The sequence below is a fragment of the Pseudomonas sp. B21-010 genome, from assembly GCF_024749325.1.
Lineage (GTDB): Bacteria > Pseudomonadota > Gammaproteobacteria > Pseudomonadales > Pseudomonadaceae > Aquipseudomonas > Aquipseudomonas kilonensis.
In genome coordinates, this window is record NZ_CP087198.1 from 1,958,996 (window position 1) to 1,980,338 (window position 21,343).

21 protein-coding genes are annotated in these 21,343 nt (G+C 61.7%); 8 read left to right on the forward strand and 13 right to left on the reverse strand.

The annotated features are described in order from the left end of the window. Nucleotides 1-638: 638 nt before the first annotated feature. Nucleotides 639-860, reverse strand: coding sequence for a YgdI/YgdR family lipoprotein (locus tag LOY50_RS08705; protein WP_003199454.1), 222 nt, complete (start codon nucleotides 858-860; stop codon nucleotides 639-641). Nucleotides 861-935: 75 nt separating this feature from the next. Beyond that, nucleotides 936-1,538: a molybdenum cofactor guanylyltransferase MobA gene (gene mobA, locus LOY50_RS08710; RefSeq protein ID WP_258690636.1), complete on the reverse strand. Its 603-nt coding sequence runs from the start codon at nucleotides 1,536-1,538 to the stop codon at nucleotides 936-938. 78 nt (nucleotides 1,539-1,616) lie between these two features. Between mobA and moaB the strand changes: the two genes are divergently transcribed. Then, nucleotides 1,617-2,156 (forward strand): molybdenum cofactor biosynthesis protein B, encoded by a 540-nt coding sequence (gene moaB, locus LOY50_RS08715; protein ID WP_053120541.1) that lies wholly within the window; start codon nucleotides 1,617-1,619, stop codon nucleotides 2,154-2,156. A 22-nt stretch (nucleotides 2,157-2,178) separates the two neighbouring features. Next, the gene (glp, locus tag LOY50_RS08720; RefSeq protein ID WP_253478461.1) at nucleotides 2,179-3,366 is read left to right on the forward strand and encodes a gephyrin-like molybdotransferase Glp; all 1,188 of its coding nucleotides are present in this window, start codon (nucleotides 2,179-2,181) and stop codon (nucleotides 3,364-3,366) included. A 59-nt stretch (nucleotides 3,367-3,425) separates the two neighbouring features. On the opposite strand, the gene LOY50_RS08725 is transcribed toward glp, so the two are convergent. After that, entirely contained in the window at nucleotides 3,426-3,734 is a 309-nt protein-coding gene (locus tag LOY50_RS08725) for a hypothetical protein (protein WP_250886185.1), read from the reverse strand. 349 nt (nucleotides 3,735-4,083) lie between these two features. Between LOY50_RS08725 and yegS the strand changes: the two genes are divergently transcribed. Then, complete coding sequence (yegS, locus tag LOY50_RS08730; RefSeq protein WP_253472725.1) at nucleotides 4,084-5,001, forward strand: lipid kinase YegS; 918 nt, start codon at nucleotides 4,084-4,086, stop codon at nucleotides 4,999-5,001. Here yegS and LOY50_RS08735 read toward each other — a convergent pair. The 3 genes from LOY50_RS08735 to LOY50_RS08745 form a co-directional block, all read right to left on the reverse strand. After that, the gene (locus tag LOY50_RS08735; RefSeq protein ID WP_214510838.1) at nucleotides 4,985-5,644 is read right to left on the reverse strand and encodes a response regulator transcription factor; all 660 of its coding nucleotides are present in this window, start codon (nucleotides 5,642-5,644) and stop codon (nucleotides 4,985-4,987) included. The genes yegS and LOY50_RS08735 overlap by 17 nt on opposite strands. Beyond that, on the reverse strand, nucleotides 5,641-6,534 hold the full coding sequence (locus LOY50_RS08740) for a sensor histidine kinase (RefSeq protein WP_214510877.1): 894 nt from the start codon (nucleotides 6,532-6,534) through the stop codon (nucleotides 5,641-5,643). The genes LOY50_RS08735 and LOY50_RS08740 overlap by 4 nt, the downstream gene beginning before the upstream one ends. A 233-nt stretch (nucleotides 6,535-6,767) precedes the next feature. Next, nucleotides 6,768-7,238: a hypothetical protein gene (locus LOY50_RS08745; RefSeq protein ID WP_253472727.1), complete on the reverse strand. Its 471-nt coding sequence runs from the start codon at nucleotides 7,236-7,238 to the stop codon at nucleotides 6,768-6,770. Nucleotides 7,239-7,720: 482 nt separating this feature from the next. Between LOY50_RS08745 and LOY50_RS08750 the strand changes: the two genes are divergently transcribed. Both LOY50_RS08750 and LOY50_RS08755 read left to right on the forward strand, forming a co-directional pair. Beyond that, entirely contained in the window at nucleotides 7,721-8,644 is a 924-nt protein-coding gene (locus LOY50_RS08750; protein ID WP_003183670.1) for a chemotaxis protein CheV, read from the forward strand. Nucleotides 8,645-8,715: 71 nt separating this feature from the next. Next, nucleotides 8,716-9,525 carry an MOSC domain-containing protein gene (locus tag LOY50_RS08755; protein WP_258690637.1) on the forward strand — a complete coding sequence of 270 codons (810 nt, stop codon included), beginning with the start codon at nucleotides 8,716-8,718 and terminating at the stop codon, nucleotides 9,523-9,525. A 236-nt stretch (nucleotides 9,526-9,761) separates the two neighbouring features. On the opposite strand, the gene LOY50_RS08760 is transcribed toward LOY50_RS08755, so the two are convergent. From LOY50_RS08760 to LOY50_RS08785, 6 genes are all read right to left on the reverse strand, one after another. Further along, nucleotides 9,762-10,046, reverse strand: coding sequence for a pyrimidine/purine nucleoside phosphorylase (locus LOY50_RS08760; protein ID WP_014337306.1), 285 nt, complete (start codon nucleotides 10,044-10,046; stop codon nucleotides 9,762-9,764). A gap of 93 nt (nucleotides 10,047-10,139) precedes the next feature. Then, complete coding sequence (locus LOY50_RS08765; RefSeq protein WP_253472731.1) at nucleotides 10,140-10,682, reverse strand: exonuclease domain-containing protein; 543 nt, start codon at nucleotides 10,680-10,682, stop codon at nucleotides 10,140-10,142. 62 nt (nucleotides 10,683-10,744) lie between these two features. Further along, complete coding sequence (locus tag LOY50_RS08770; RefSeq protein WP_258690638.1) at nucleotides 10,745-12,715, reverse strand: acetyl/propionyl/methylcrotonyl-CoA carboxylase subunit alpha; 1,971 nt, start codon at nucleotides 12,713-12,715, stop codon at nucleotides 10,745-10,747. Between the two features lie 134 nt (nucleotides 12,716-12,849). Next, nucleotides 12,850-14,007, reverse strand: coding sequence for a citronellyl-CoA dehydrogenase (atuD, locus tag LOY50_RS08775; protein ID WP_258690639.1), 1,158 nt, complete (start codon nucleotides 14,005-14,007; stop codon nucleotides 12,850-12,852). 33 nt (nucleotides 14,008-14,040) lie between these two features. Then, the gene (gene atuC, locus LOY50_RS08780; RefSeq protein WP_258690640.1) at nucleotides 14,041-15,657 is read right to left on the reverse strand and encodes a geranyl-CoA carboxylase subunit beta; all 1,617 of its coding nucleotides are present in this window, start codon (nucleotides 15,655-15,657) and stop codon (nucleotides 14,041-14,043) included. A gap of 143 nt (nucleotides 15,658-15,800) precedes the next feature. Next, on the reverse strand, nucleotides 15,801-17,633 hold the full coding sequence (locus tag LOY50_RS08785) for an acyclic terpene utilization AtuA family protein (RefSeq protein ID WP_258690641.1): 1,833 nt from the start codon (nucleotides 17,631-17,633) through the stop codon (nucleotides 15,801-15,803). A gap of 180 nt (nucleotides 17,634-17,813) precedes the next feature. On the opposite strand from LOY50_RS08785, the gene LOY50_RS08790 reads away from it, so the two are divergent. The 3 genes from LOY50_RS08790 to LOY50_RS08800 all read left to right on the forward strand — a co-directional run bounded on the left by LOY50_RS08790 (nucleotide 17,814) and on the right by LOY50_RS08800 (nucleotide 20,418). Continuing rightward, nucleotides 17,814-18,440 carry a TetR/AcrR family transcriptional regulator gene (locus tag LOY50_RS08790; protein ID WP_258690642.1) on the forward strand — a complete coding sequence of 209 codons (627 nt, stop codon included), beginning with the start codon at nucleotides 17,814-17,816 and terminating at the stop codon, nucleotides 18,438-18,440. A 117-nt stretch (nucleotides 18,441-18,557) separates the two neighbouring features. Then, nucleotides 18,558-19,334: an ABC transporter substrate-binding protein gene (locus LOY50_RS08795; RefSeq protein WP_253478464.1), complete on the forward strand. Its 777-nt coding sequence runs from the start codon at nucleotides 18,558-18,560 to the stop codon at nucleotides 19,332-19,334. A 70-nt stretch (nucleotides 19,335-19,404) separates the two neighbouring features. Continuing rightward, on the forward strand, nucleotides 19,405-20,418 hold the full coding sequence (locus LOY50_RS08800) for a GNAT family N-acetyltransferase (protein ID WP_258690643.1): 1,014 nt from the start codon (nucleotides 19,405-19,407) through the stop codon (nucleotides 20,416-20,418). A 118-nt stretch (nucleotides 20,419-20,536) separates the two neighbouring features. Here LOY50_RS08800 and LOY50_RS08805 read toward each other — a convergent pair whose 3' ends face one another. Beyond that, a complete protein-coding gene (locus LOY50_RS08805) occupies nucleotides 20,537-21,085 on the reverse strand; it encodes an RNA polymerase factor sigma-70 (protein WP_024619408.1) in 549 nt (182 codons plus the stop codon). Nucleotides 21,086-21,343 lie beyond the last annotated feature (258 nt).

Sequence of the window (21,343 nt, forward strand, 5' to 3'; positions counted from 1 at the left end):
GGGAGCGAGCTTGCTCGCGATGACATAGGCACACCCACCATCATCACAAACTGCACCACCGCTATCGCGAGCAAGCTCGCTCCCACATGGGGTGGCGGGTATTCACAGCATCTACGCACGACACAAAAACCTGTGGGAGCGAGCCTGCTCGCGATGACATAGGCACATCCACCATCACTGTAAACTGAACCACCGCTATCGCGAGCAAGCCCGCTCCCACAGGAGAAACGCGGTCTTACCAAGAGCCAGGTCGGCTGTTAGGCCGCCTCGCGTTGGACGTTGATCTCGGCGCCCCGTTAAACCACGCTGGCTGAACGAAGGTATTGCGCAGTGGGCAACCCGGCATGGATGCCGGGTTAGCCGCGCTGGGCCATGGATGGCCCTTCGCGGCGGCCCACGGAGCAATGCCTTCGTTCAGGCATGCCGAGCCTAGGCGAGGCACCGAGTGGTGGGGCATGTAGCGCTTTGGTTACTTTCGCGCTTTTCGAAAGTGACCCGCTGTAAGAGCGGAACCGCCAGTGGCCGTTACCGAAGAAACGGATATACACCCAAAACCCAAAACCAAGCCCAAAAAAAAGGCGCCTCCCTCTTCAGGAAGCGCCGTTTTTTCTAGCGACTTAGGGCAGCAGCGTTACAGATTACAAATCCTTAACGGTACGAACCTGATCCTTGTTCACACGAGTCTGCTTGCCATCCAGTTGCTCGAATTCGTAGAAGCCGCTTTCTTCATCGTAATGTGGGGTATCGACGGCCTGGATTTCGCGACCGTCATTCAAGGTGATCACTGTTGGCGAAGCGCACCCGGCAAGGGTGGCGAGGCCCAGAGCGAGCATGAACGTGGCGAGGGTCCGTTGTGTCATGGTGTTTCTCCGAAATGGATTCTTCAAGTTACTGACCTTCAGACGTATACATCGCGCGCAAGTTCCTGGCTAGTGTCAATCTGACACGCCTTTGTGCCGGGCCAGTAACTCCGGTGTGTTCAGATTTGCCAGGCGGGGATCGTCGGCTGGGCATTGCAAGGCAACGGCGTGCAGTGCGCGCATGATACGACCGGGGCTGCGTTCGCCTTCGCGCCAGGCTTGTTCGAAGCTCGCTGCCAGGGCCAATGGGATGACACACAGCAGCGGCTCCCAGTGCTCGCCGTGGCGCACCATCAGCGGTTTGTCGGGGTGCTGGCTGGCCATCCTGCGCATGTTATCGAGCAGGTTGGCGTCGATTTGCGGCACATCACACGGCAGCACCAGCAAATACGGATGCTTCGCAGCCTTGAGGCCTGCCCGGATACCTGCCAGGGGCCCGGGAAAGTCGCCTTCCTCGTCATGCACCAACTGATCGGCATACATCGCATAATGTTGCGGGTTGCGGTTGCAGGAGATGATCAGGTCATCGCTCATGGCGCGGGTCTGGCGATGCAGATGGGCAATCAGCGGTTCGCCTTGCCACTGCACCAGGCCTTTGTCCTGGCCGCCCATGCGTTGTCCGCGACCACCCGCCAAGAGCAGGATGGAGCAGGATGGCAGCGGCGTGTTCGGGGTCATGGCGTGTCTCCGCGCGGGCGAAAAAATGAAGCGCTGTGATATAACACCGGGCTGTTTCCTTCACAACTGGACGAGCCTATGAAAGCCAAGGCTGATGTACCTTTCGTGCCGCTCAATATCGCGGTGCTGACTGTCAGTGATACCCGTACCCTGGAAACCGATACGTCCGGACAGGTCTTCGTCGATCGGCTCACGGCGGCTGGCCACAACCTGGCGGCGCGGGTCCTGCTCAAAGATGATTTGTACAAGATCCGGGCGCAAGTCGCGACCTGGATTGCCGAAGACGTGGTGCAGGTGGTGCTGATCACCGGCGGCACCGGTTTCACGGGGCGTGACAGCACGCCGGAAGCCGTCACGTGCCTGCTGGACAAGCAGGTCGATGGCTTTGGCGAGTTGTTTCGACAGATATCCGTGGCCGACATCGGCACGTCCACCGTGCAGTCCCGCGCGCTGGCAGGCCTGGCCAATGGCACGCTGGTGTGTTGCCTGCCGGGTTCGACCAACGCGGTGCGTACCGGATGGGATGGCATCCTGGCCGAACAGCTGGATGTGCGGCATCGGCCGTGCAACTTCGTGGCTCATTTGAAACAGGCAGCGCCTTGTGAATCCCGTGGGTAAACCGGGCAAGGCCGGGGCCTTGATGGCCGTTGAGGTCGCATTGGAACGACTGCTCGAGATGGCGGCGGCCACGCCGATTGTCCAGCGCGAGCATTTGCCTTTGGCCGCGGCGTTAGGGCGAGTGCTCGCCGGGGATCTGGTGTCGACCCTAGATTTGCCGCCATGGCCCAACAGCGCCATGGACGGCTATGCCTTGCGGCTGGCTGACTGGAACGGCGAGCCATTGAAGGTCAGCCAGCGGATTTTTGCCGGGCAGGCCCCAGAGCCGCTGGCCGTTGGCACGTGCGCGCGGATCTTCACCGGGGCGCCAGTCCCTGCTGGCGCCGATTGCGTCGAGATGCAGGAAAATGCCGTGGTTGAAGACGACCAGCGGGTGCGCTTTACCGAGCGTATGGTCAGCGGGCAGAACATTCGCCCCCAGGGGCAGGAGACCACCGTCGGCGAGCAAGTGCTCTCTGCCGGCACTCGCCTGGGGCCGATCGAGCTGGGGCTGGCCGCCTCCTTGGGCTGTGCATCGCTGGAAGTGGTGCGCAAAGTCCGCGTCGCAGTCCTGTCCACGGGGGATGAGCTGGTCGAGCCCGGGCAGGCGTTGGGCCCAGGCCAGATCTATAACAGCAACCGCGTGCTGCTGTGTAGCTGGCTGCAACGCATGGGTTGTGACGTGATTGACGCGGGTATCCTGCCCGACGATTTATCGGCCACCCGCGAGCGCTTGGCGCAGTTGTCTGATGTCGATCTGATCCTGTCCACCGGTGGCGTATCGGTGGGGGAGGCGGATTTCCTGGGCATCGCCTTGCGCGAGGACGGCGAGCTGGCGCTATGGAAACTCGCCATCAAGCCGGGTAAACCGCTGACGTTCGGGCATTACCGTGGCGTGCCGGTCATAGGCTTGCCTGGAAACCCTGCCTCGACCCTCGTGACTTTCGCACTGCTGGCACGGCCCTACCTGCTAAGACGCCAGGGCGTTCAGTCGGTGGCGCCGCTCAAGTTCAAGGTGCCGGCCGGTTTCGCCTGGCCGAAGGCAGGCAGTCGACGAGAATACTTGCGAGGCCGCATGGAGAATGGTCGAGCGATCATCTACCGGAATCAAAGCTCGGGTGTCCTGCGCAGCGCCGCCTGGGCCGAAGGGCTGGTCGAAGTGCTCGAGGGCCGGACGCTGGTGGAGGGCGATGAAGTGGGTTTCATTCCCTTGAGCGAAGTCCTGGGCTAGCACTGTGGCAGGTGTTCTGCGGCCCGAGCCGGATCCTCGGGCCTTCACGCGTCTCACCTTCATCGTGTGAGCAGCATCACCACCTGATCGAATCGATTGTTCGCAATCCAGCCCAGCAGGCCGAGCACCACCGCTGCAGCGCCAGCCGAATAGGCCAGCCTGTGGCGGATCACCTTTACGTCGGTGCGAATTTCATCCATGTCTTTGCGGATGTATTTGAGGTGGGTTTCCAGTTCAACGACGCGCGGTTCCAAATCAATTCCTCCAACGGGATTACTGCAACTTTTGCATTCGTTCCGAGTATCGGCCCGCCCGCTTCCAAGGGGCGCGCGCTGCTGGGGCAACAGCTTGTATTCACGGTTATGCATGGGACGGTTCATCCCCTTGGCCATAACTGTTCAAACGACTGATCCGGCCCCAGCGGGCCGTGACGTATCCATCCATGGGTAAGTGCTTCCTTGTGTGAAGAGGGTTTTAGCGTTCCAGCAAAACAGAAGGCCAAGGTGTCTCAATACCGCTAGAGGGTCAATTGAGCTGATTCGCCAGATCTTGTAAGAAAACTCTTCGAATCAAGACGTCCCGGTCGAACGAGCTGCCCTGCGGGTTTTCTCCCGGGGGGGCAAGCCTTCCTGCTTTTTTAATAAATTGAGATATTTCGGGCTTTTTCGCTCGAATGAGCGGTCCCATTTCCTGAACCTTCCAATGACGGAGACAACGATGAGCAAAGGCAAGGCGCTGTTGATTTTGCATGGCAAGCAAGCGCTCAACGAAGAGGTTCGCACGGCAGTGATGCTCAAGCGCGAGCAGGGCTGGGACCTGGCGGTACGGTTGACCTGGGAGGCGGGTGATGCCCAACGATGCGTCGATGAGGCGCTGGAGGCCGGTTATACGCGGCTGATCGCCGGCGGCGGTGATGGGACCTTGCGTGATATCGCCGAAGCGATCGTCCTCCATTCGAGTGATGCCAGCCTGGTACTGCTGCCGCTGGGCACTGCCAACGATTTCGCCCGGGCGGCTGGCGTTCCGTTGGAGCCTGCGCAGGCCCTGGATTTGCTCGACGTTGCGCCGCAGGCCGTGGATGTGGGTGAAGTCTGCGGCAGGATTTTCCTGAACATGGCCACCGGCGGTTTTGGCAGCCAGGTGACGGCGAACACTTCCGAGGACCTCAAGAAAGTCCTGGGGGGCGCGGCCTACCTGTTCACCGGCCTGTCACGATTCAGTGAGCTGAGTGCCGCCTATGGTGAGTTGCAGGGCCCCGATTTCCACTGGCAGGGCGATTTGCTCGCGCTGGGTATCGGCAATGGCAGTCAGGCGGGGGGTGGCCACGTGCTGTGCCCGCAGGCGTTGGCCAATGATGGGTTGCTGGACATCAGCATCTTGCCGGCGCCTCAGGAGGTGGTCAGTACATTGAAGGACTTGCTGGCGGGTGGCCTGGGCATCGACAACATGTTTGTCCGCGCGCGCTTGCCATGGGTGGAGATCAAGGTCGCGCAAGGCCTGGATATCAATCTCGATGGCGAGCCGTTGCAGGTAGATGCCCTGCGTTTCACTGTCCGCCCAAAAGCACTGCGCGTGCACCTGCCGTCCGATTCGCCGCTGTTGGGCGGCGCGACGGCGCTCAATCGTCCAGGCTGATGATCTGTTCGCGCACCGCGAACAGCACAAGGCCGGCCACGTCATGGATCTGCAGGCGCTTCATGATTTGCGCCCGGTGGGTTTCCACGGTCTTGATGCTCAGGTTCAGGCCGTTGGCTATTTCCCGGGTGGACTTGCCGCGCACGATCAGCCGCAGTATTTCCAGCTGGCGTGCCGTCAGGTTATGAGTCCGGGCGGGGTCCGACTGATGCTTCTGGACGCGAGTCAGCGCCTGGTTGATCACGGTATGGGCGATGGCCGGGCTCAGGTAGCGTTCGTTGTTGCGCAGCGCCTCCAAGGCGTGTTTCAGCTCATTGGCGGTGGTGTCCTTGAGCAGGTAGCCATGGGCTCCTGATTCCAGCGCCTGCATGATCAGCGCCGGATCCGTATGCATGGACAGAATCAGCACCTTGCTGTGGGGGCGCACCCGCTTGAGCTGTTGCAAGGCGTCCAGGCCGCAGGTGTCCTTCATGGAAATGTCCAGCAGCACGATATCGGGGTTCAACCGTTCGACCAGTTCGACCAATTGCGTGCCATCGCTGGCCTCACCAATGACGGCATAGCCCGGGATATCCATGACCAGCGCGCGTACGCCGGCCCTGATCAGGGAGTGGTCATCTACCAGGAGCAAATTACAAATCAAAGGAGAACCTTATTCTTACTGGCTCGTTCCAGGGCTCGCGGCGCCCAGGGAAAGCGTGCTTCGATGTGCGTGCCCTTGCCGGCCTCGCTGATGACCTTGAGGGTGCCGCCCAACTGTTCGACTCGCTCCGACATGCCGGCCATGCCCCGTTGGCCTTCGCGAGCAGGGTGGGTGGCGGGGACAAACCCCTGGCCATCGTCGCTGATCAGCAGGGTCAGGCCGTCAGGCAGGCGTTGCAAGCGTACCAGCAGATTCGTCGCCCGGGCATGACGCAAGATGTTGGTGACCGCTTCCTGGGTGATCCGGAACACCGCGACCGACATTTCCTCCGGGATGCCTGCCATGCGCTGTTGGCAATCGAGGCTCCACTTCACCGGGGCATTGGCCAGGGTCTTGAGCAGGTGCGCCCGCAGGCTGGCCTCCAGTCCGAGGCTGGTCAGTTGCCGGGGGTTGAGGATCGCCGATACGTCGCGGACCTTGTTGAGGGTTTCGTCCAGGGTCTCGCAGAGTAGCGCGCATTGGCCTTGCAATTCTTCCGGCATCCGCCGCTTGAGCCATTCGCCTTGCAGTTTCGCTGCGGTCAGCAACTGGCCAATGTCGTCGTGCAATTCGCGGCTGAGGCGATGGCGCTCGTTTTCCTGGACCTCAAGCAACCGGTCGGCCAGTTCCTGAGGCTGGAACTTGATGGATTTGCGTGACAACCGATGGTGGATCCAGACACAAGTCATGGCTGCGACATTCAGTACCAGCAGGCTCAACGGCACCGTGTAGGCGTACAGGTAGGCCAGCAGGCAGCCGAGGGTCGAGCAGATACACAATAATAATGTGAAGCGACGGGCGTTTTCTCGGGAGGGAGGCCAGGTGATGAATGACTTGAGGCTGGCGTACATAGCGGATGGAGCCAATGAATGTTCGCTGCGGGCTGGCCGGTCAGCGCATCTGACAGGCCCGGTCGGGTAAACGTTTTCAGGTCGAGGGCAGCTTCGGTCGGCGGCTTTACGGCGCTGTCTTGAAGTGGCTGACGCGCGAGATAGTACCACTTCACCTATCGTTGGTCGCGCTCGGCATGGCGCGGTGAAAGCGCTACGTACCTGGCACGCAGCACTGAGCCGGCATCATCGTCTCAGGCTTGTTTCTGGGGGTAGGATACCAACGCCAGCGGACTTGACGCTGCCGATGCCTGGCCGGGGCTCTGGCCTACCTGGAAAGCGAATGCCTCGATCAACGAAATCTGTTCACTGCTGTCCAGGCCCAACTGGCCGGTGGTGTGATCGACCAGTTCCAATTGCCAGGCCATCAGGGTTAAACAATCCTTCAGGGCGTCCAAGGCTCGGTCATGCAACTCCATGTGGTTTTGCGCGTGACTGAGCAAGCCATGGATATGCAGTGAAAACTCCGAAACGGCTTCCAGCGCCAGGGCATTGGCCTTGTTCGACAGTTTCAGCAAGGTGCTGAGCATGCAATCGATGGCGTCCTTGTCGTTGTTGATCAATTGCAGATGGCTCAGGCATTCCTCCGACTTGGCCAACAGCGTCTCGGCCTCGATCAGAAGCTCGGGAAGACGCTGAGTCCAGTTCCTACGATCGTTCGGCATGCTTATCTCCACAACATCATGTCAGGCGAAAGAAAACCGCTTATGGCGAACGGTTGGATCTCAAGGTCGGCCGCGGTCGGACGCACGGCGACACATCCCTGCCGTTCAGCGAAAGCGAATTCGCAAACAATTGCACGGGTGGGATCGGCCGAAAGACTGGAGGTCCGATGACCTTTGGTCGCGCACAAAAGCCTGACTCCGTTCAGCAATGAGAATGGCGTCACATTAATGGCTATTGGATAACGGGAATATCAGGTTGGACCTGATTGTGCCTAGGGGAATCCCTTAGGCAGGGGAACTTTGCACGCAAACCTGGGTCGCGCGGCAGAGAAAAGGTGCAGATGAAATCATGAAGTCAGTAAAACATGATGTTAATGTGACATCAATACCCCGTGATTGTATTTTATCCGGGGGTCAAGATTCGGTTCGCGCAGCCGATATCTCATTCATTGGATTCATCCGAACAAGCCCAGGAGTCATCGATGGCCGGCATTCTCGACACAGTAGATCAACGAACCCAACTGGTGGGTGAGAATCGCCTGGAAATTCTCATGTTCCGCCTGGCGGGTCGACAGTTGTTCGCCATTAACGTGTTCAAGGTCCAGGAAGTGCTGCAGCTGCCGAAGCTGACCCTGATGCCGCAGCGCCACCCGTTCGTGTGCGGCGTGGTCAATCTGCGGGGCCAGACGTTGCCGGTGATCGACCTGTCCCAGGCCATTGGCATGCGTCCGCTGGTGCCGGGCCCCAACAGCACCATCATCGTGACTGAGTACAACCGCTCGGTTCAGGCATTTTTGGTGGGCGGTGTCGACCGCATCGTCAACATGAACTGGGAAGCCATCCTGCCACCGCCGACAAGCGCTGGCCGTGAGCACTACCTGACGGCCATCAGCAAGGTGGACGATCAGTTGGTGGAAATCATCGACGTGGAAAAAGTCCTGGCCGAAATCGTGCCGTACAACGCCAAGGTCTCCCGGGACAAGCTCGAAGACCCGGTGCTGGAGCGCGCCCGTGGTCGCGAAGTGTTGCTGGTGGACGACTCCAACGTCGCGCTCTCGCAACTGCGCGATACCCTGGGGCAACTGGGCGTGAAAATGCACATCGCCAGCGACGGCCTCAAGGCCCTGAACATGCTCAAGGCTTGGGCCGATACCGGCGAGGTGATGACCGATAAATTGCTGATGATCTTCACCGACGCGGAAATGCCGGAAATGGACGGCTACCGGCTGACCACTGAAATCCGCAACGACCCGCGCTTGCGTGGGCTCTATGTCGTACTGCACACCTCGTTGTCCGGCAGCTTCAACGATTCGATGGTCAAGAAGGTCGGTTGCGACAACTTCCTCTCCAAATTCCAGCCGGACAAGCTGGTCGATGTGGTGCGCCAGCGGCTGATGCTCGACTGAAACCGATGGTGGTTTGCTTCAATGGCCGGCTCGTATAAGGTGGCATTTTTTCGCCACCAGGGAAGTTGACCATGTTGCGGCTGAGCGCGCTGTATCGGTATCCGTTGAAGTCCGGCAAGGGCCAGCCCTTGCAAGGGATCGGCCTGGACAAGCTCGGGCTGGACGGTGACCGGCGCTGGATGCTGGTGGATGAGGGCACGGGGCGTTTCCTGACCCAGCGAGCCGTGGCGAAGATGAGCCAGCTCTCAGCCTTGTGGAACGAAGCGGGTGGCCTGACGCTCAGCGCGCCGGGCCATGGCGCCGTCGACGTGCCGCTACCGCCCGTGGTGGAAGAACAGCGGCGCGGGGTGACCATCTGGCGTGACACCTTGCGTGTGCCGGATGCCGGTGACGAGGCCGCGGCCTGGGTCAGCGAATTCATCGGCAATCCTACCCGCCTGGTGCATGTGCCGGTGGATCTGGCGCGTACCACCGCCGCCGGTTATGGCAAGGATGACGACAAGGTTGCCTTTGCCGATGGTTTCCCCCTGCTGCTGATTGGCCAGGCATCCTTGCAGGATCTGTCGAACCGGGTTGGTCGTTCGCTGGAAATGTTGCGCTTTCGCCCCAACCTGGTGGTCGAGGGCAGCGAGGCGTTTGCCGAGGACGGCTGGAAGCGCATTCGTATCGGCGAGGTTGAGTTCCGGCTGGTCAAGCCATGCTCACGTTGCATCATGACCACGGTCGATCCGCAAACCGGCGAACGCGATCCGAATCGCGAACCCTTTGCCACGTTGCAGCATTACCGTTCGACACCGGACGGTGCGATGTTCGGCCAGAACCTGGTCAACGACAGCAACGGTCGGCTTGAAGTCGGCATGCCGGTTGAAGTGCTCGAATAAAAAAATCCGTAAACAAAAATGCCCGTGTCATTGGACACGGGCATTTTTGTTTATCACGCAAGCATTTTTTGTAGGCTTTTGTGGCGAGGGAGCTTGCTCCCGTTGGGTTGCGAAGCAGCCCCTGCATTCCAGTCATCACATCGTAGGGGACGCTGGCGCGTCCAGCGGGAGCAAGCTCCCTCGCCACAGGGTTAACCATGCCCCCAAAAGGGGAGCAGCTCTGGTGGTTCGCCGAATCAGCCGCGGTACTCACACAGGTAAGCGGTATCGACGGCCACTTTGAGCTGGAATTTGCTGTTGGCCGGAACATTGAACTGGCTGCCGGCCTCGAAGGTTTCCCAGTCGGTGCTGTCAGGCAGCTTCACGGTCAGGGCGCCGGAGACCACGTGCATGATTTCCCGTTGGGCCGTGCCGAACTCATATTCGCCCGGTGCCATGACGCCGATGGTCGCAGGGCCTTCGGCAGTGCCAAAAGCGATCGACTTGACGGTGCCGTCGAAGTACTCGTTGACTTTAAACATGGGCGATTCCTCGAAAAAGGGGCTGAAAAAGGCCGGCCAGTATGCACAAGGCCGCAACATTCGTCATCTGCCACACTGGGAGGTGGCTGCCGCTCAACGCGCAAGCACCAGGGGCAACAACCGCGCGGTATTGCGCGCGTCTTCCAGCGCACGGTGCTGTTGACCGCAGAATTGCAGGCCAGCCAGTTGCAGCGCGCCATTGAGCCCCAGCGGTCGCTCCAGTCGCCGGGCCTTGGCGAAGCGTTGCTTGAGGTTCATGTGCGGCACCTGGCCGAGGACACTGTGCAACTGCTGGTGCTGCCATTCCTGAAGCAGTTGCTTGCGGTCGTAATCGCCCCAACTGACCCAGCTTTCCAGCTTCGACTGATACGGCGCCAGCCAGCGCTCGAACGCCGGCCAGACCTCGGTCAAGGGCGCGGCATTGTCGATATTGGCCTGGGTGATGTGGGTCAGTTCGCGGCAGAAGGGCGTGAGCAGCGGCCGCCTCAGGGGCCGCACGAAGCGCTGGAAATGATCCACTTCGCGGCCGTCACGATTCACCAGCGTGGCGCCGATTTCGATAATTTCCATTTCGGTTACCGGCCAGCCACCTTCATCGGTGGTGGCCTCCAGATCAATCACCAGCCAGTGAGGCATTGCAGGGTTCCCGGTATCGGCGTGCTGATGGGTTTGAGCGTAGTCAAACCCTCGGCATCCGACTAGTGGGCTGTTTCAACGCGCAACAAAACCTGGCGATTTTTCACCTGGTCACCCCGCGTGACCTGCAATTGCCTGACCACCCCGTCGATGCCTGCCTTGAGTGGATGCTCCATTTTCATCGCTTCGAGCACCATCAGCAGTTGGCCTTGGCGCACCGTGCTGCCTTCGCTGACCAGCAGCTCGACAATGGCACCGTCCATGGGCGCCTTGAGCATGCCGTCGTTGGCACTGGCCTTGGCGGCGATGGGGGCATGGGTTCGGTCCTGCAGGTGCAGGCCGCCGGGTCGGGTGGACAGCCAGAGATCGTTGCCATCGAGGCGCCACGCATGCCGCCGGCGAATCCCATCGATCACCAGTGTTGCGCCATGGGGGGCAGCGTCGAGCAGCCTCAGTTCGATCAAGCACCCGGCACTGCGGATGTTGAATGTGCCGTCGGTTTTGGCCACCAGGCTCAGCGTCCAGTCGTGCTCGCCGACGCCGATCCGGTAGTGCAGCGCCGCGCCGATGCTGTTGCGCCATCCGCGCAGGCCCGGAGCATGCCGTGCTTGCGAGGCCTGATAAAACGCCGCCGTGGCGATGGCGAGTTGTTCGGCTGAGGGCTCAAGGGGCCGGAGCGCCGCATGATCGGCAAAGTGTTGCCCGATGAATCCGTTACCGAAGTCACCGTCGATGAACCGCGGGTGTGCCAGCAACCCGGCGAGCAATCGCTGGTTGCTCTGGACGCCAAGCAGCACGCAATCTTCCACCGCTCGCAACAATTTGCGTCGGGCCTCCTCGCGAGTGGCGCCGTGGACGATGAGCTTGCCCAGCATCGAATCGTAGAACGGGGTGATGGCTTGGCCCTCCAGCAGGCCATGGTCGATTCGCACGCCGTCCAGTATGGGCGGCTCCCAACCGATCAACCGCCCGGTCTGGGGCAGGAAATCCGCCGCCGGGTCCTCGGCGTACAGCCGCACTTGCATGGCGTGGCCGGTGAGCGTCACCTGCTCCTGGCGCAGGGGCAGCGGCCTGCCGGCGGCGACGTCCAATTGCCAGGCCACCAGATCCAGGCCGGTGATCAACTCGGTGACCGGGTGTTCGACCTGCAGGCGCGTATTCATCTCCAGGAAGTAAAACCGACCGTCCGCAGCGAGCAGGAACTCCACGGTCCCGGCCCCGACATAATTCACAGCGCGTCCGGCCTTGAGTGCTGCGTCGCCCATGGCCTGGCGCAGGTCGGCGGTCATGACCGGGCAGGGCGCTTCCTCGATGACTTTCTGGTGGCGCCGCTGGATCGAACAGTCCCGTTCGCCCAGGTGGATCAGCTGACCATGGTGGTCGCCGAAAACCTGCACTTCCACATGCCGCGGATCGATCAAGGCCTGTTCGAGGATCAACTCGTCGCTGCCAAAACCGTGCAGGGCCTCCGAGCGCGCGCTGCGCAACTGCTCCAGCAGGTCCTCGGCCCGCTGGACCAGGCGCATGCCTCTGCCTCCGCCACCGGCGCTGGCCTTGATCATCAACGGGTAGCCGATACGCCCGGCTTCGCGCTGCAGCGTGTCGTCGTCCTGGGCGGCACCCTGGTAACCGGCGATGCAGGGAACGCCGGCTTCAATCATGGCGTTTTTTGCCCGGCGCTTGCTGCCCATCAGGTCGATGGCCTCGGGGCTGGGGCCGATGAACACGATGCCGGCCGCTTCGCAGGCCTTGGCGAACCCGGCATTTTCCGAAAGAAAGCCGTAGCCGGGATGGATCGCATCGGCCCCGCAGCGCCGGGCTGCATCGAGCATGGCCGAGGGGTTGAGGTAGGACTGCTGCACCGCGGCTGGGCCGATCAACACCGCTTCATCGGCCATGCGCACGTGCAGCGCCTCGGCGTCGGCCTCGCTGAACACCGCCACCGTGCGATAGCCCAGGGCCTGGGCGGTGCGCTGGATCCGGCAGGCGATTTCGCCGCGGTTGGCGATGAGGATTTTGCTGAAGGCGGGCATGGGGTTATTCCTGGCGTTTTGCGGTGTCTGTTAGGGCCTCATCGCGAGCAAGCTTTGCTCCCACAATGCCCGGTGATTGAATTCACCTGTGGGAGCAAAGCTTGCTCGCGATGGCGGTCTGGCAGGCGATGTACTCACTTGTTCTTCCCCGGCAAAATCCCCATGAGCTTGCAGATGATGCCCAGCATGATCTCGTCCGCACCGGCACCGATGGACACCAGCCGCACGTCGCGATAGGCCCGGGCGACCGGGTTGTCCCACATGAAGCCCATGCCGCCCCAGTATTGCAGGCAACTGTCGGTGGTTTCCCGGGCCAGGCGTCCGGCCTTGAGCTTGGCCATCGACGCCAGCCGCGTGACGTCCTGGCCATTGATGTACTGCTCGGTGGCCTGGTAGACCAGCGCCCGCAGGCATTCGATCTCGCTGGCCAGCTCCGCCAGGCGAAAGTGGATCACCTGGTTGTCGATCAGGGCCGCGCCGAAGGTCCTGCGTTCCTTGCAGTACTCGATGGTGCTGTCGATGCAATGCTCCAGGCCCTTGAGCATGTTGGCCGCGCCGAACAGGCGTTCTTCCTGGAACTGCAGCATCTGCATCATGAACCCGGCGCCTTCCTGGCCGATGCGATTGCGTTGTGGCACTCGCACGTCGTCGAAAAACACCTGGGCGGTTTCCGAGCTGCGCATGCCGAGTTTGTCCAGGTGCTGGCCGAGGCTGATGCCGGGGCTGTGCATCGGCACCATGATCAGCGATTTGTTGACGTGGGGTTTGTCATCCGAGGTGTTGGCCAGCAGGCAGATGAAATCGGCGCTGGGTGCATTGGTGATCCACATCTTGCTGCCGTTGATGACGTAGTCGTCGCCGTCCTTGCGCGCCGTGGTCTTGAGCCCGGCGACGTCGGAGCCGGCGCCAACCTCCGAGACGCCGATGCAGCCCACCTGTTCGCCGCGAATGGCCGGGCGCAGGAACGCTTCACGCAACTCATCGGAGCCGAAACGGGCCAGGGCCGGGGTGCACATGTCGGTCTGGACACCGATGGACATGGGCACGCCGCCGCAATGAATGGTGCCGAATTCCTCGGCCGCGACGATCGAATAGCTGTAGTCCAGGCCCATGCCGCCGAAGGCAGCTGGTTTGGAAATGCCCAGCAGGCCCAGCTCGCCGGCCTTGCGGAAAACCTCGTGGATGGGAAAACGCCCGGCTTTCTCCCATTCGTCGACGTAAGGGTTGATGTCCTGCTCGACAAACTGGCGAACGGTGCGCCGCAGTGCTTCGTGTTCCTGGGTGAAGATCATTTTTGGTGTTCTCCTGTGAGCCGTGGAGCGTCCTCAGAAACGGGCCACGCCGAAGCTGTTGGCTTGCAGTGGCCGCTGCTCGGCCTGGTGACAGATGTCCAGCAGCAAGCCCAGCAAAGTGCGCGTGTCGCGCGGGTCGATGAGCCCGTCGTCCCACAGGCTGGCGCTGCCGTAGAGGGCGGTGGACTGGCTGTCGAGTTTCTGCGCGGTGGTTTGCTCGAGCAGGTCCAGCATCTTCGGGTCGGGGGTCAGGCCGTTCTTGATCTGCGTGGCCTCGGTGACCATGCGCAGGACCTTGCCGGCCTGGGCACCGCCCATCACCGCCGTATGGCTGTTGGGCCAGGCGAAGATGAAGCGTGGGTCCAGCCCACGGCCACACATGGCGTAATTGCCGGCGCCGTAGGAACCGCCCACCACGACGGTCAGCTTGGGCACTCGGGCATTGGCCACGGCCTGGATCATCTTGGCGCCATGCTTGATCACCCCCTGTCGCTCCGACTCGGTGCCGACCATGAACCCGGTGGTGTTGTGCAAAAACAGCAACGGCGTGCGGCTCTGGTCGCACAACTGGATGAACTGTGCGGCCTTGCTGGCGCCTTGTGGCGTGATCGGTCCGTTGTTGCCGATCAGGCCGCAGGCGTGGCCGCGAATGTGCAGGTGACCGCAGATCGTCTGGGCGTCGAACTCGCTTTTGAAGGCCAGGAAATTCGAGCCGTCGGCGATGCGGGCGATGATTTCCTGCACGTCATAGGGCTTCTTCGGGTCGTCGGGGACCAGTCCCAATAATTCGTCGGCAGGGTAGAGCGGCTCCGTCCAGCTCCGTTCGGGCTGCGGTGGCAGTTGCGCATTCCAGGGCAGCAGGCTGAGAATCTCCCGGGCCAGGCGCACGCCGTCGGCGTCGTTCTCGGCCAGGTATTCGGCGGTGCCCGCCACCTGCGCATGCATCTGCGCACCGCCCAGATCCTCCTCGCTGGCCACTTCGCCGGTCGCGGCCTTGAGCAACGGCGGCCCGGCCAGGAACAGCCGCGCCTTGTCGCGCACCACCACCACGTAATCCGACAATCCTGGCTGATAAGCCCCGCCTGCGGTGGCCGAGCCATGCACCACGGTGATCTGTGGCAGGCCCATGGCCGACATGCGTGCCTGGTTGGCGAAGCAGCGCGCGCCTTCGACGAAAATCTGCGCGGCGTAATTGAGATTGGCGCCACCACTTTCGGCGAGGGTGATGATCGGCAGTTTGTTTTCCATGGCGATCTGTTGCAGGCGCAGGGTCTTGTACAAGCCGCTGGGGGAAATCGTGCCGCCCTTGATTGCGCTGTTGTTGGCCACCACCAGCACCCGCACCCCGGACACGTAGCCGATCCCGGCGATCAGGCCGCCGCCGGCCTGGCTACCGTCCTTGTCGTCATGGAGTTTGTAGCCGGCCAGGCTCGCCAGTTCGAGGAACGGCGCGCCAGGATCGAGCAGCAGGTTCAGGCGCTGGCGCGGCAACAGTTGGCCGCGTTGGTCGAACTTGCCCTGGGCCTGGGCGGCTTTCTCCAGCACGGCCTGTTCGAGCTGGCGCAACTGTTCGACACCGGCCAGCATCGCCGCGTGGTTGCGCGTGAAGTCAGCGCTGTGGGGATCAAGGTGCGATTCGAAGATTGGCATGAGGATTCCTCTTGCTCGAACGGATTAGCGCAAAATCGCCCCCCCTGTAGGAGCTGCCGAAGGCTGCGATCTTTTGATCTTGATTTTTATCTTTCGCTCGCGACTCAATTGTCCGGGACAAGATCGCAGCCTCGTTGCACTCGTCAGCTCCTACGGGTCAGGCATGCATCAGGGCGGTGTGGGGAGGCGTTGACCCGGTCGGCAATGTGTTGCGGCACCGGAATCTGGATTTCCAGCAACTGCTGGGCGAACGCCTTGCCCTGGGGATCAATGCGCAGGCTGGCGACACCGCCGCCGCCGAGGGCGTTTTCCAGCAGGAAATTCAAACTGTGGGTGCCCGGCAGATACCAGCGTTCGACCCGGCCCAACCGCGGGTCGAGCACGTGGCTCATCCAATCGACCATCACCTCCGGCGTCAGCGCTTCGGCGATCCAGGGCAGGTATTCGGGTTCCCGGGCGATCACGCCAATATTGCTGTGGTTGCCCTTGTCGCCGGAGCGCGCCACCGCCAGTTTGACCAGCGGCACGCTGGCATCGGCCCGGCCCTGGGGTTTGGGCACATCCGGGGCGACCGGCAGATCGACGGTGCGTAGCGGTTCGAAAGTGGGCAGGGGGCAAGGGTGACGCTGGCCGTCGAGTTCGATGTCGAGCCGGCAAGTGGTTTTGTCGATCAGGAACGAGAACAGGCGAATCAACGGCGACACCGTCGGCCGACCGCCGACCAGACCCGTCAGCCCCGGCGCCATGCCGGTGGCGGCTTGGGCGATTTCCCTGGAAAACAGCACCAGCGGCTGTTTGTCCGGGTGCCGTACCGCCAGCTTGATCACCACCTCACGGCTGTCCCGGCGCTGGCCGTGCTGGCCGTAAGTGGCTTCGCTGCCCAGCAGTTCAATGTTCACTTCGCTGTAGGGCGCCCAGCCACGTTGGCTGAAAATCTGTGAGGTCTTGGCGACGATTGCCTGGCTGACCCGTTCAGCCTTGGCCACCGCATCAATGCCGGCGATCAGGCAGGTGGCGGTGCAGCGCCAGCCGTCCGGCCAGGTGGCGCTGACCTTGTATTGATCGGTGGGCGGCAAGCCCTTGGCGCCGTGGACGCGCACGGCGTGCTTGCCTTGCTGGATCAACCTGACGTGGCTGAAATCACAGATCACGTCCGGCAACAGATAGCCTTGCGGGTCGCCGATTTCGTAGAGCAACTGCTCGCCGACGGTCAATGGCGTGACCAATCCGCCGCTGCCTTCGGTTTTGGTAACCGTGAATTGGCCGTCGGCGCTGACCTCGACGATGGGAAAGCCGATGTGCTCATAATCCGGCACTTGCTGCCAGTCGGTGAAGTTGCCGCCCGTGCACTGGGCGCCGCACTCGATCAGGTGCCCGGCCAGTGCGGCCTGGGCCAATCGGTCGTAATCGTCCCAGGCCCAGCCGAATTCATGCACCAGGGCGGCGCTGACCACGGCGCTGTCCACCACTCGACCGGTGATCACGACATCGGCCCCCAGGCGCAACGCCTCGACAATGCCGGGCGCGCCAAGGTAGGCGTTGATCGACACGCACGCGCAGGGCAGGGGCTCGCCACTGAACATTTCACGGATGCCCTGGGCGGCGAGCCGTTCGAATTGCGGTTGCAGGTCATCGCCCAGCAGCACGGCGATCTTCAACGGCACGCCCGCCTGATCGCAGGCCGCTTGCAGGGCCTTCGCACAGGCCTGGGGGTTGACCCCGCCGGCGTTGCTGATGACGCGGATGCCGTCGTCCTGCAAACGCTGTAGCAGCGGTGTGAGGACCTCGATGAAGTCCGTGGCATAGCCGCTCGAAGAATCCTTCAGCCGCGCTCCCGCCATGATCGACATCGTCACCTCGGCCAGGTAATCGAACACCAGGTAATCCAGCGCCCCGCCCTCGACCAGTTGCGCCGCCGCAGTACAGGTATCGCCCCAGAAGGCGCTGGCGCAACCGATACGGATCGTTTTGGGCATGGCGTTCCCTCCGGCAAAGGTGGCTCGAGACTACCAAGCAAGCGCTTGGTTTGTAAACGACCGCTGGTTCTTCTGGCCGAGCGCTTGCTTGGTTGCCTCGGTCAGCTTAAATTGCCCGCGCCACTGATGGTTTGATGTGCAATGCTCGCGCGTGGGTTGATCGACTGTAGGAGATAATGGGTGGACGAGCAAAAAGCCCTGAGCGTGATGCGGGAGCTGGTCGACAACGGGCAACTGACCGACCCGGACAGTGCTCGCGGCAAACTGCTCCAGACCGCCGCCCACCTGTTTCGCAACAAAGGCTTCGAGCGCACCACGGTGCGTGACCTGGCCAGTGCCGTGGGCATCCAGTCGGGCAGCATCTTTCACCATTTCAAGAGCAAGGACGAAATCCTGCGGGCGGTGATGGAAGAAACCATCCGCTACAACACCGCATTGATGCGCGCCGCCCTGGCCGAGGCCGACAGCGTGCGTGAGCGGGTATTGGCGCTGATCCGCTGCGAATTGCAGTCGATCATGGGCGGCACCGGTGAGGCCATGGCGGTGCTGGTCTATGAATGGCGTTCGCTATCGCAGGACGGACAGCGGCACGTGCTGGCCCTGCGTGATATTTATGAAGACTTGTGGCTCGAGGTCCTGGGCCAGGCCAAGGAGGCCGGGTATATTCGTGGAGACGTGTCCATTACCCGGCGGTTCCTCACGGGAGCGTTGTCCTGGACCACCACCTGGTTTCGCGCCGAAGGCAGCCTGAGTCTCGATGAGCTGGCCGAGCAAGCCCTGATCCTGGTGCTTGAAGAAAAACAATAATCGAGCAATGCCTTGAATGACCGTGTGTGGCTGGCTAAGTGGCTGAAACCGCCTAGCTTGATTGTTATTGATGGGACTTTTGGGGAGTGGGTTATCTTGACGTTTTCGCCGATGGGGATGACCTCGCGTCTGCTGCTGGCTGTTCTGGCCGTTTTCCTGGCGCTGCCGACCGAGGCAGCGCAACTGGTACGGATCGGCGCGGCGCATTTTCCGCCTTATACCGTTCGTCCCGAAAACGGCGCCGACACCGGCCTGCTGCCGCAAATGGTGGAGGCCTTGAACCAGGCGCAAACCGACTATCAGTTCGTGCTGGTGCCGACATCGATCCCGCGCCGCTTCAATGATTTCAAGCAGGGCCGGGTCGACATGGCGATCTTCGAGAACCCCGAGTGGGGCTGGCAAGATGTGCCGCACACCTCGGTGGACATGGGCCTGGAGGATGCGGAAGTCTTCGTCGCGCAGCGCGAGCCGGATCGAGCGCAAAGTTATTTCACCGACCTCAGGGGCAAGCGCCTGGCCCTGTTCAGCGGTTATCACTACGCCTTCGCCGAATTCAACGCCGACCCCAAGTTCCTCGCCGGCCAATACAACGCCACGCTGACGTATTCCCATGACAGCAACCTGCTGATGGTCTTGCGTGGGCGTGCGGATATCGCCTTGGTGACCCGTTCGTACCTCAACGATTACGTATTGCGCAATCCCGAAGTCGGCCCGCAATTGCTGGTGTCTGAACGCATCGATCAGGTTTACCACCATTACGCGTTGATCCGCCCGCAGGCGCCCATTTCCAGTGAGGCGTTTGCGCAGTTGCTGCAAATGTTGCGGGATAACGGTCAGTTGCTGAAGATTTTCCAGCCCTACCAGATTCATCTGGTGCCCACGCATTCCCATTGAACGCGCCACTAAATTTCCCTTCCTGGCTCACGTCCCTCGTTGACTACCGACGAATACGCGAGCCCCTCCCATGTCCAACCTCAACCACCCGACGACGCTGCCCTTGCCCGGCGGCCGTCGCCTCGGCGCCGATGAAACCGAACGCCACCTGAGCCTGATGCTCGAAGGTGCGCCGCTGATCCGGCTGCGCCTTGCGCGCGGTCCCGAGTTGCACGTGCACTTGCAGGAAATCAACGACCGCCCGGTCGGCCCGGCGCTGTGGGCGGCCTGCTATTGGCTGTTTGCTCGCGACCCCGATTGCCAGCGCCTGACCTGGCACCTCGACGAGCGCCCCGGCGAAGCCTTGCTCAGCGGTTTGTTGACGGCCACTGAACGTGCCGGTGAATACATTTGCGAGCGCACGATGTTCTGGCAATTGCCGCAGCCCTGGCTGGGAGTGTCGTTCAACGGCAGCTACCCGCAACACATGACCATCACCGATGGCCAGCGCCATCCACGCCGGCCCATCAAGCCCCGTGGCGAGGTGTACCGGCGTTTCGATGCGCGGCTGGGGGCCTGGGTGTCCTTGCGCACCCTGGAAATCGAGCAGGACCTTACGCGTTTCAACCGCTGGCAGAACAGCCCGCGGGTGGCGAGTTTCTGGCAGGAGGAGGGCAGCCTGGAACAGCACCGCGAGTACCTGGGCAAGCTGCAGGCCGATCCCCGGGTCTTGACCCTGATCGGTTGTTTCGATGACCAGCCGTTCGCTTACTTCGAAGCCTATTGGGCCAAGGAGGATCGGATCGCGCCGTTCTATGACGCCGGCAACTACGATCGCGGCATCCACATGCTGGTGGGTGAAGAGCAACACCGGGGACCGCACAAGGTGGCCAGTTGGTTGTCGGCGCTGGTGCATTACCTGTTCCTGGACGATCCGCGCACCCTGCGCGTGGTCGCCGAGCCCCGGGCCGACAATGCCCGGATGATCGGGCACCTGCACAACCAGTGCTTCCATTGTGAAAAGGAATTCGATTTCCCCCACAAGCGCGCGGCGCTGATGATCCTGGGGCGTGAGCGGTTTTTTGATCGGTGTGGGTTGATGTAGGGGGGACAGGGCCTTAGGGCCTCATCGCGAGCAAGCTCGCTCCCACAGTTTTTGTGGTCACTGAATTCCTCTGTGGGAGCGAGCTTGCTCGCGATGAGGCCGGCAAAACCACCGCAAGTTACCGCCGGGCGAAGGTATCCCCCCGAACCCCCGACACCTTGCGGCAATGCACCAGGGCATCGCGGATCATGAAGTTCACCAGGGTCGGCGAGACGCCCAGTTCCTTGGCGATGTCCTTCTGTGGCACGCCATGCAGGCGATACATCTCGAAGGCATAGCGGGTGCGGCTGGGCAGCTCGGTCAGCGCGTCGGCGATGTGCTCCAGCGTGGAGAAGTTGATATGGGAGGTTTCTGGCGAAGCACCCTGGATCACCACGTTCAACCCTTCCTCTTCCGGCCCCGAGTATTTCTGTTCCAGCGCCTGCTTGCGGTAGTGGTCGATCGCCAGGTTGCGCACGATCTGGAACAGATAGCTGAGCTGCGCCTTGAACGAGGAGGTGATCTGCGGCGCCGATTGCAGCCGGAAAAACGCGTCCTGCACCACATCCTCCGCACGGGATCGGCAGCCGGTAATACGTGCCGCGATCTTGACCAGGATCAATCGGTTGTCCACGAATGCCTGGAGTAACGGTGAGTCGCACCTGCTTGTGGATACTTGTTCCGTCATGGAATTCACCTTGCTGCAAAAAGTTAGCGGGACGTCCGGATGCCGCACTCGTCCTACACATCGAGCGCCAAATTAGGCTTAATGATAATGATTGTCAATTGAGAAGAAGAATTATTGATGTAATGAAGTCCAGCCTCGGTGCTGCGACCCATTGCCGCGACGCGTGGCCGTCGGATGCTTCGGTGCGCTGCTTCGGTGAGTAGGCTCCTCGACTAATTATTTGTCGGGACTATCCGTTCCCATGGGTGACAACTTGCA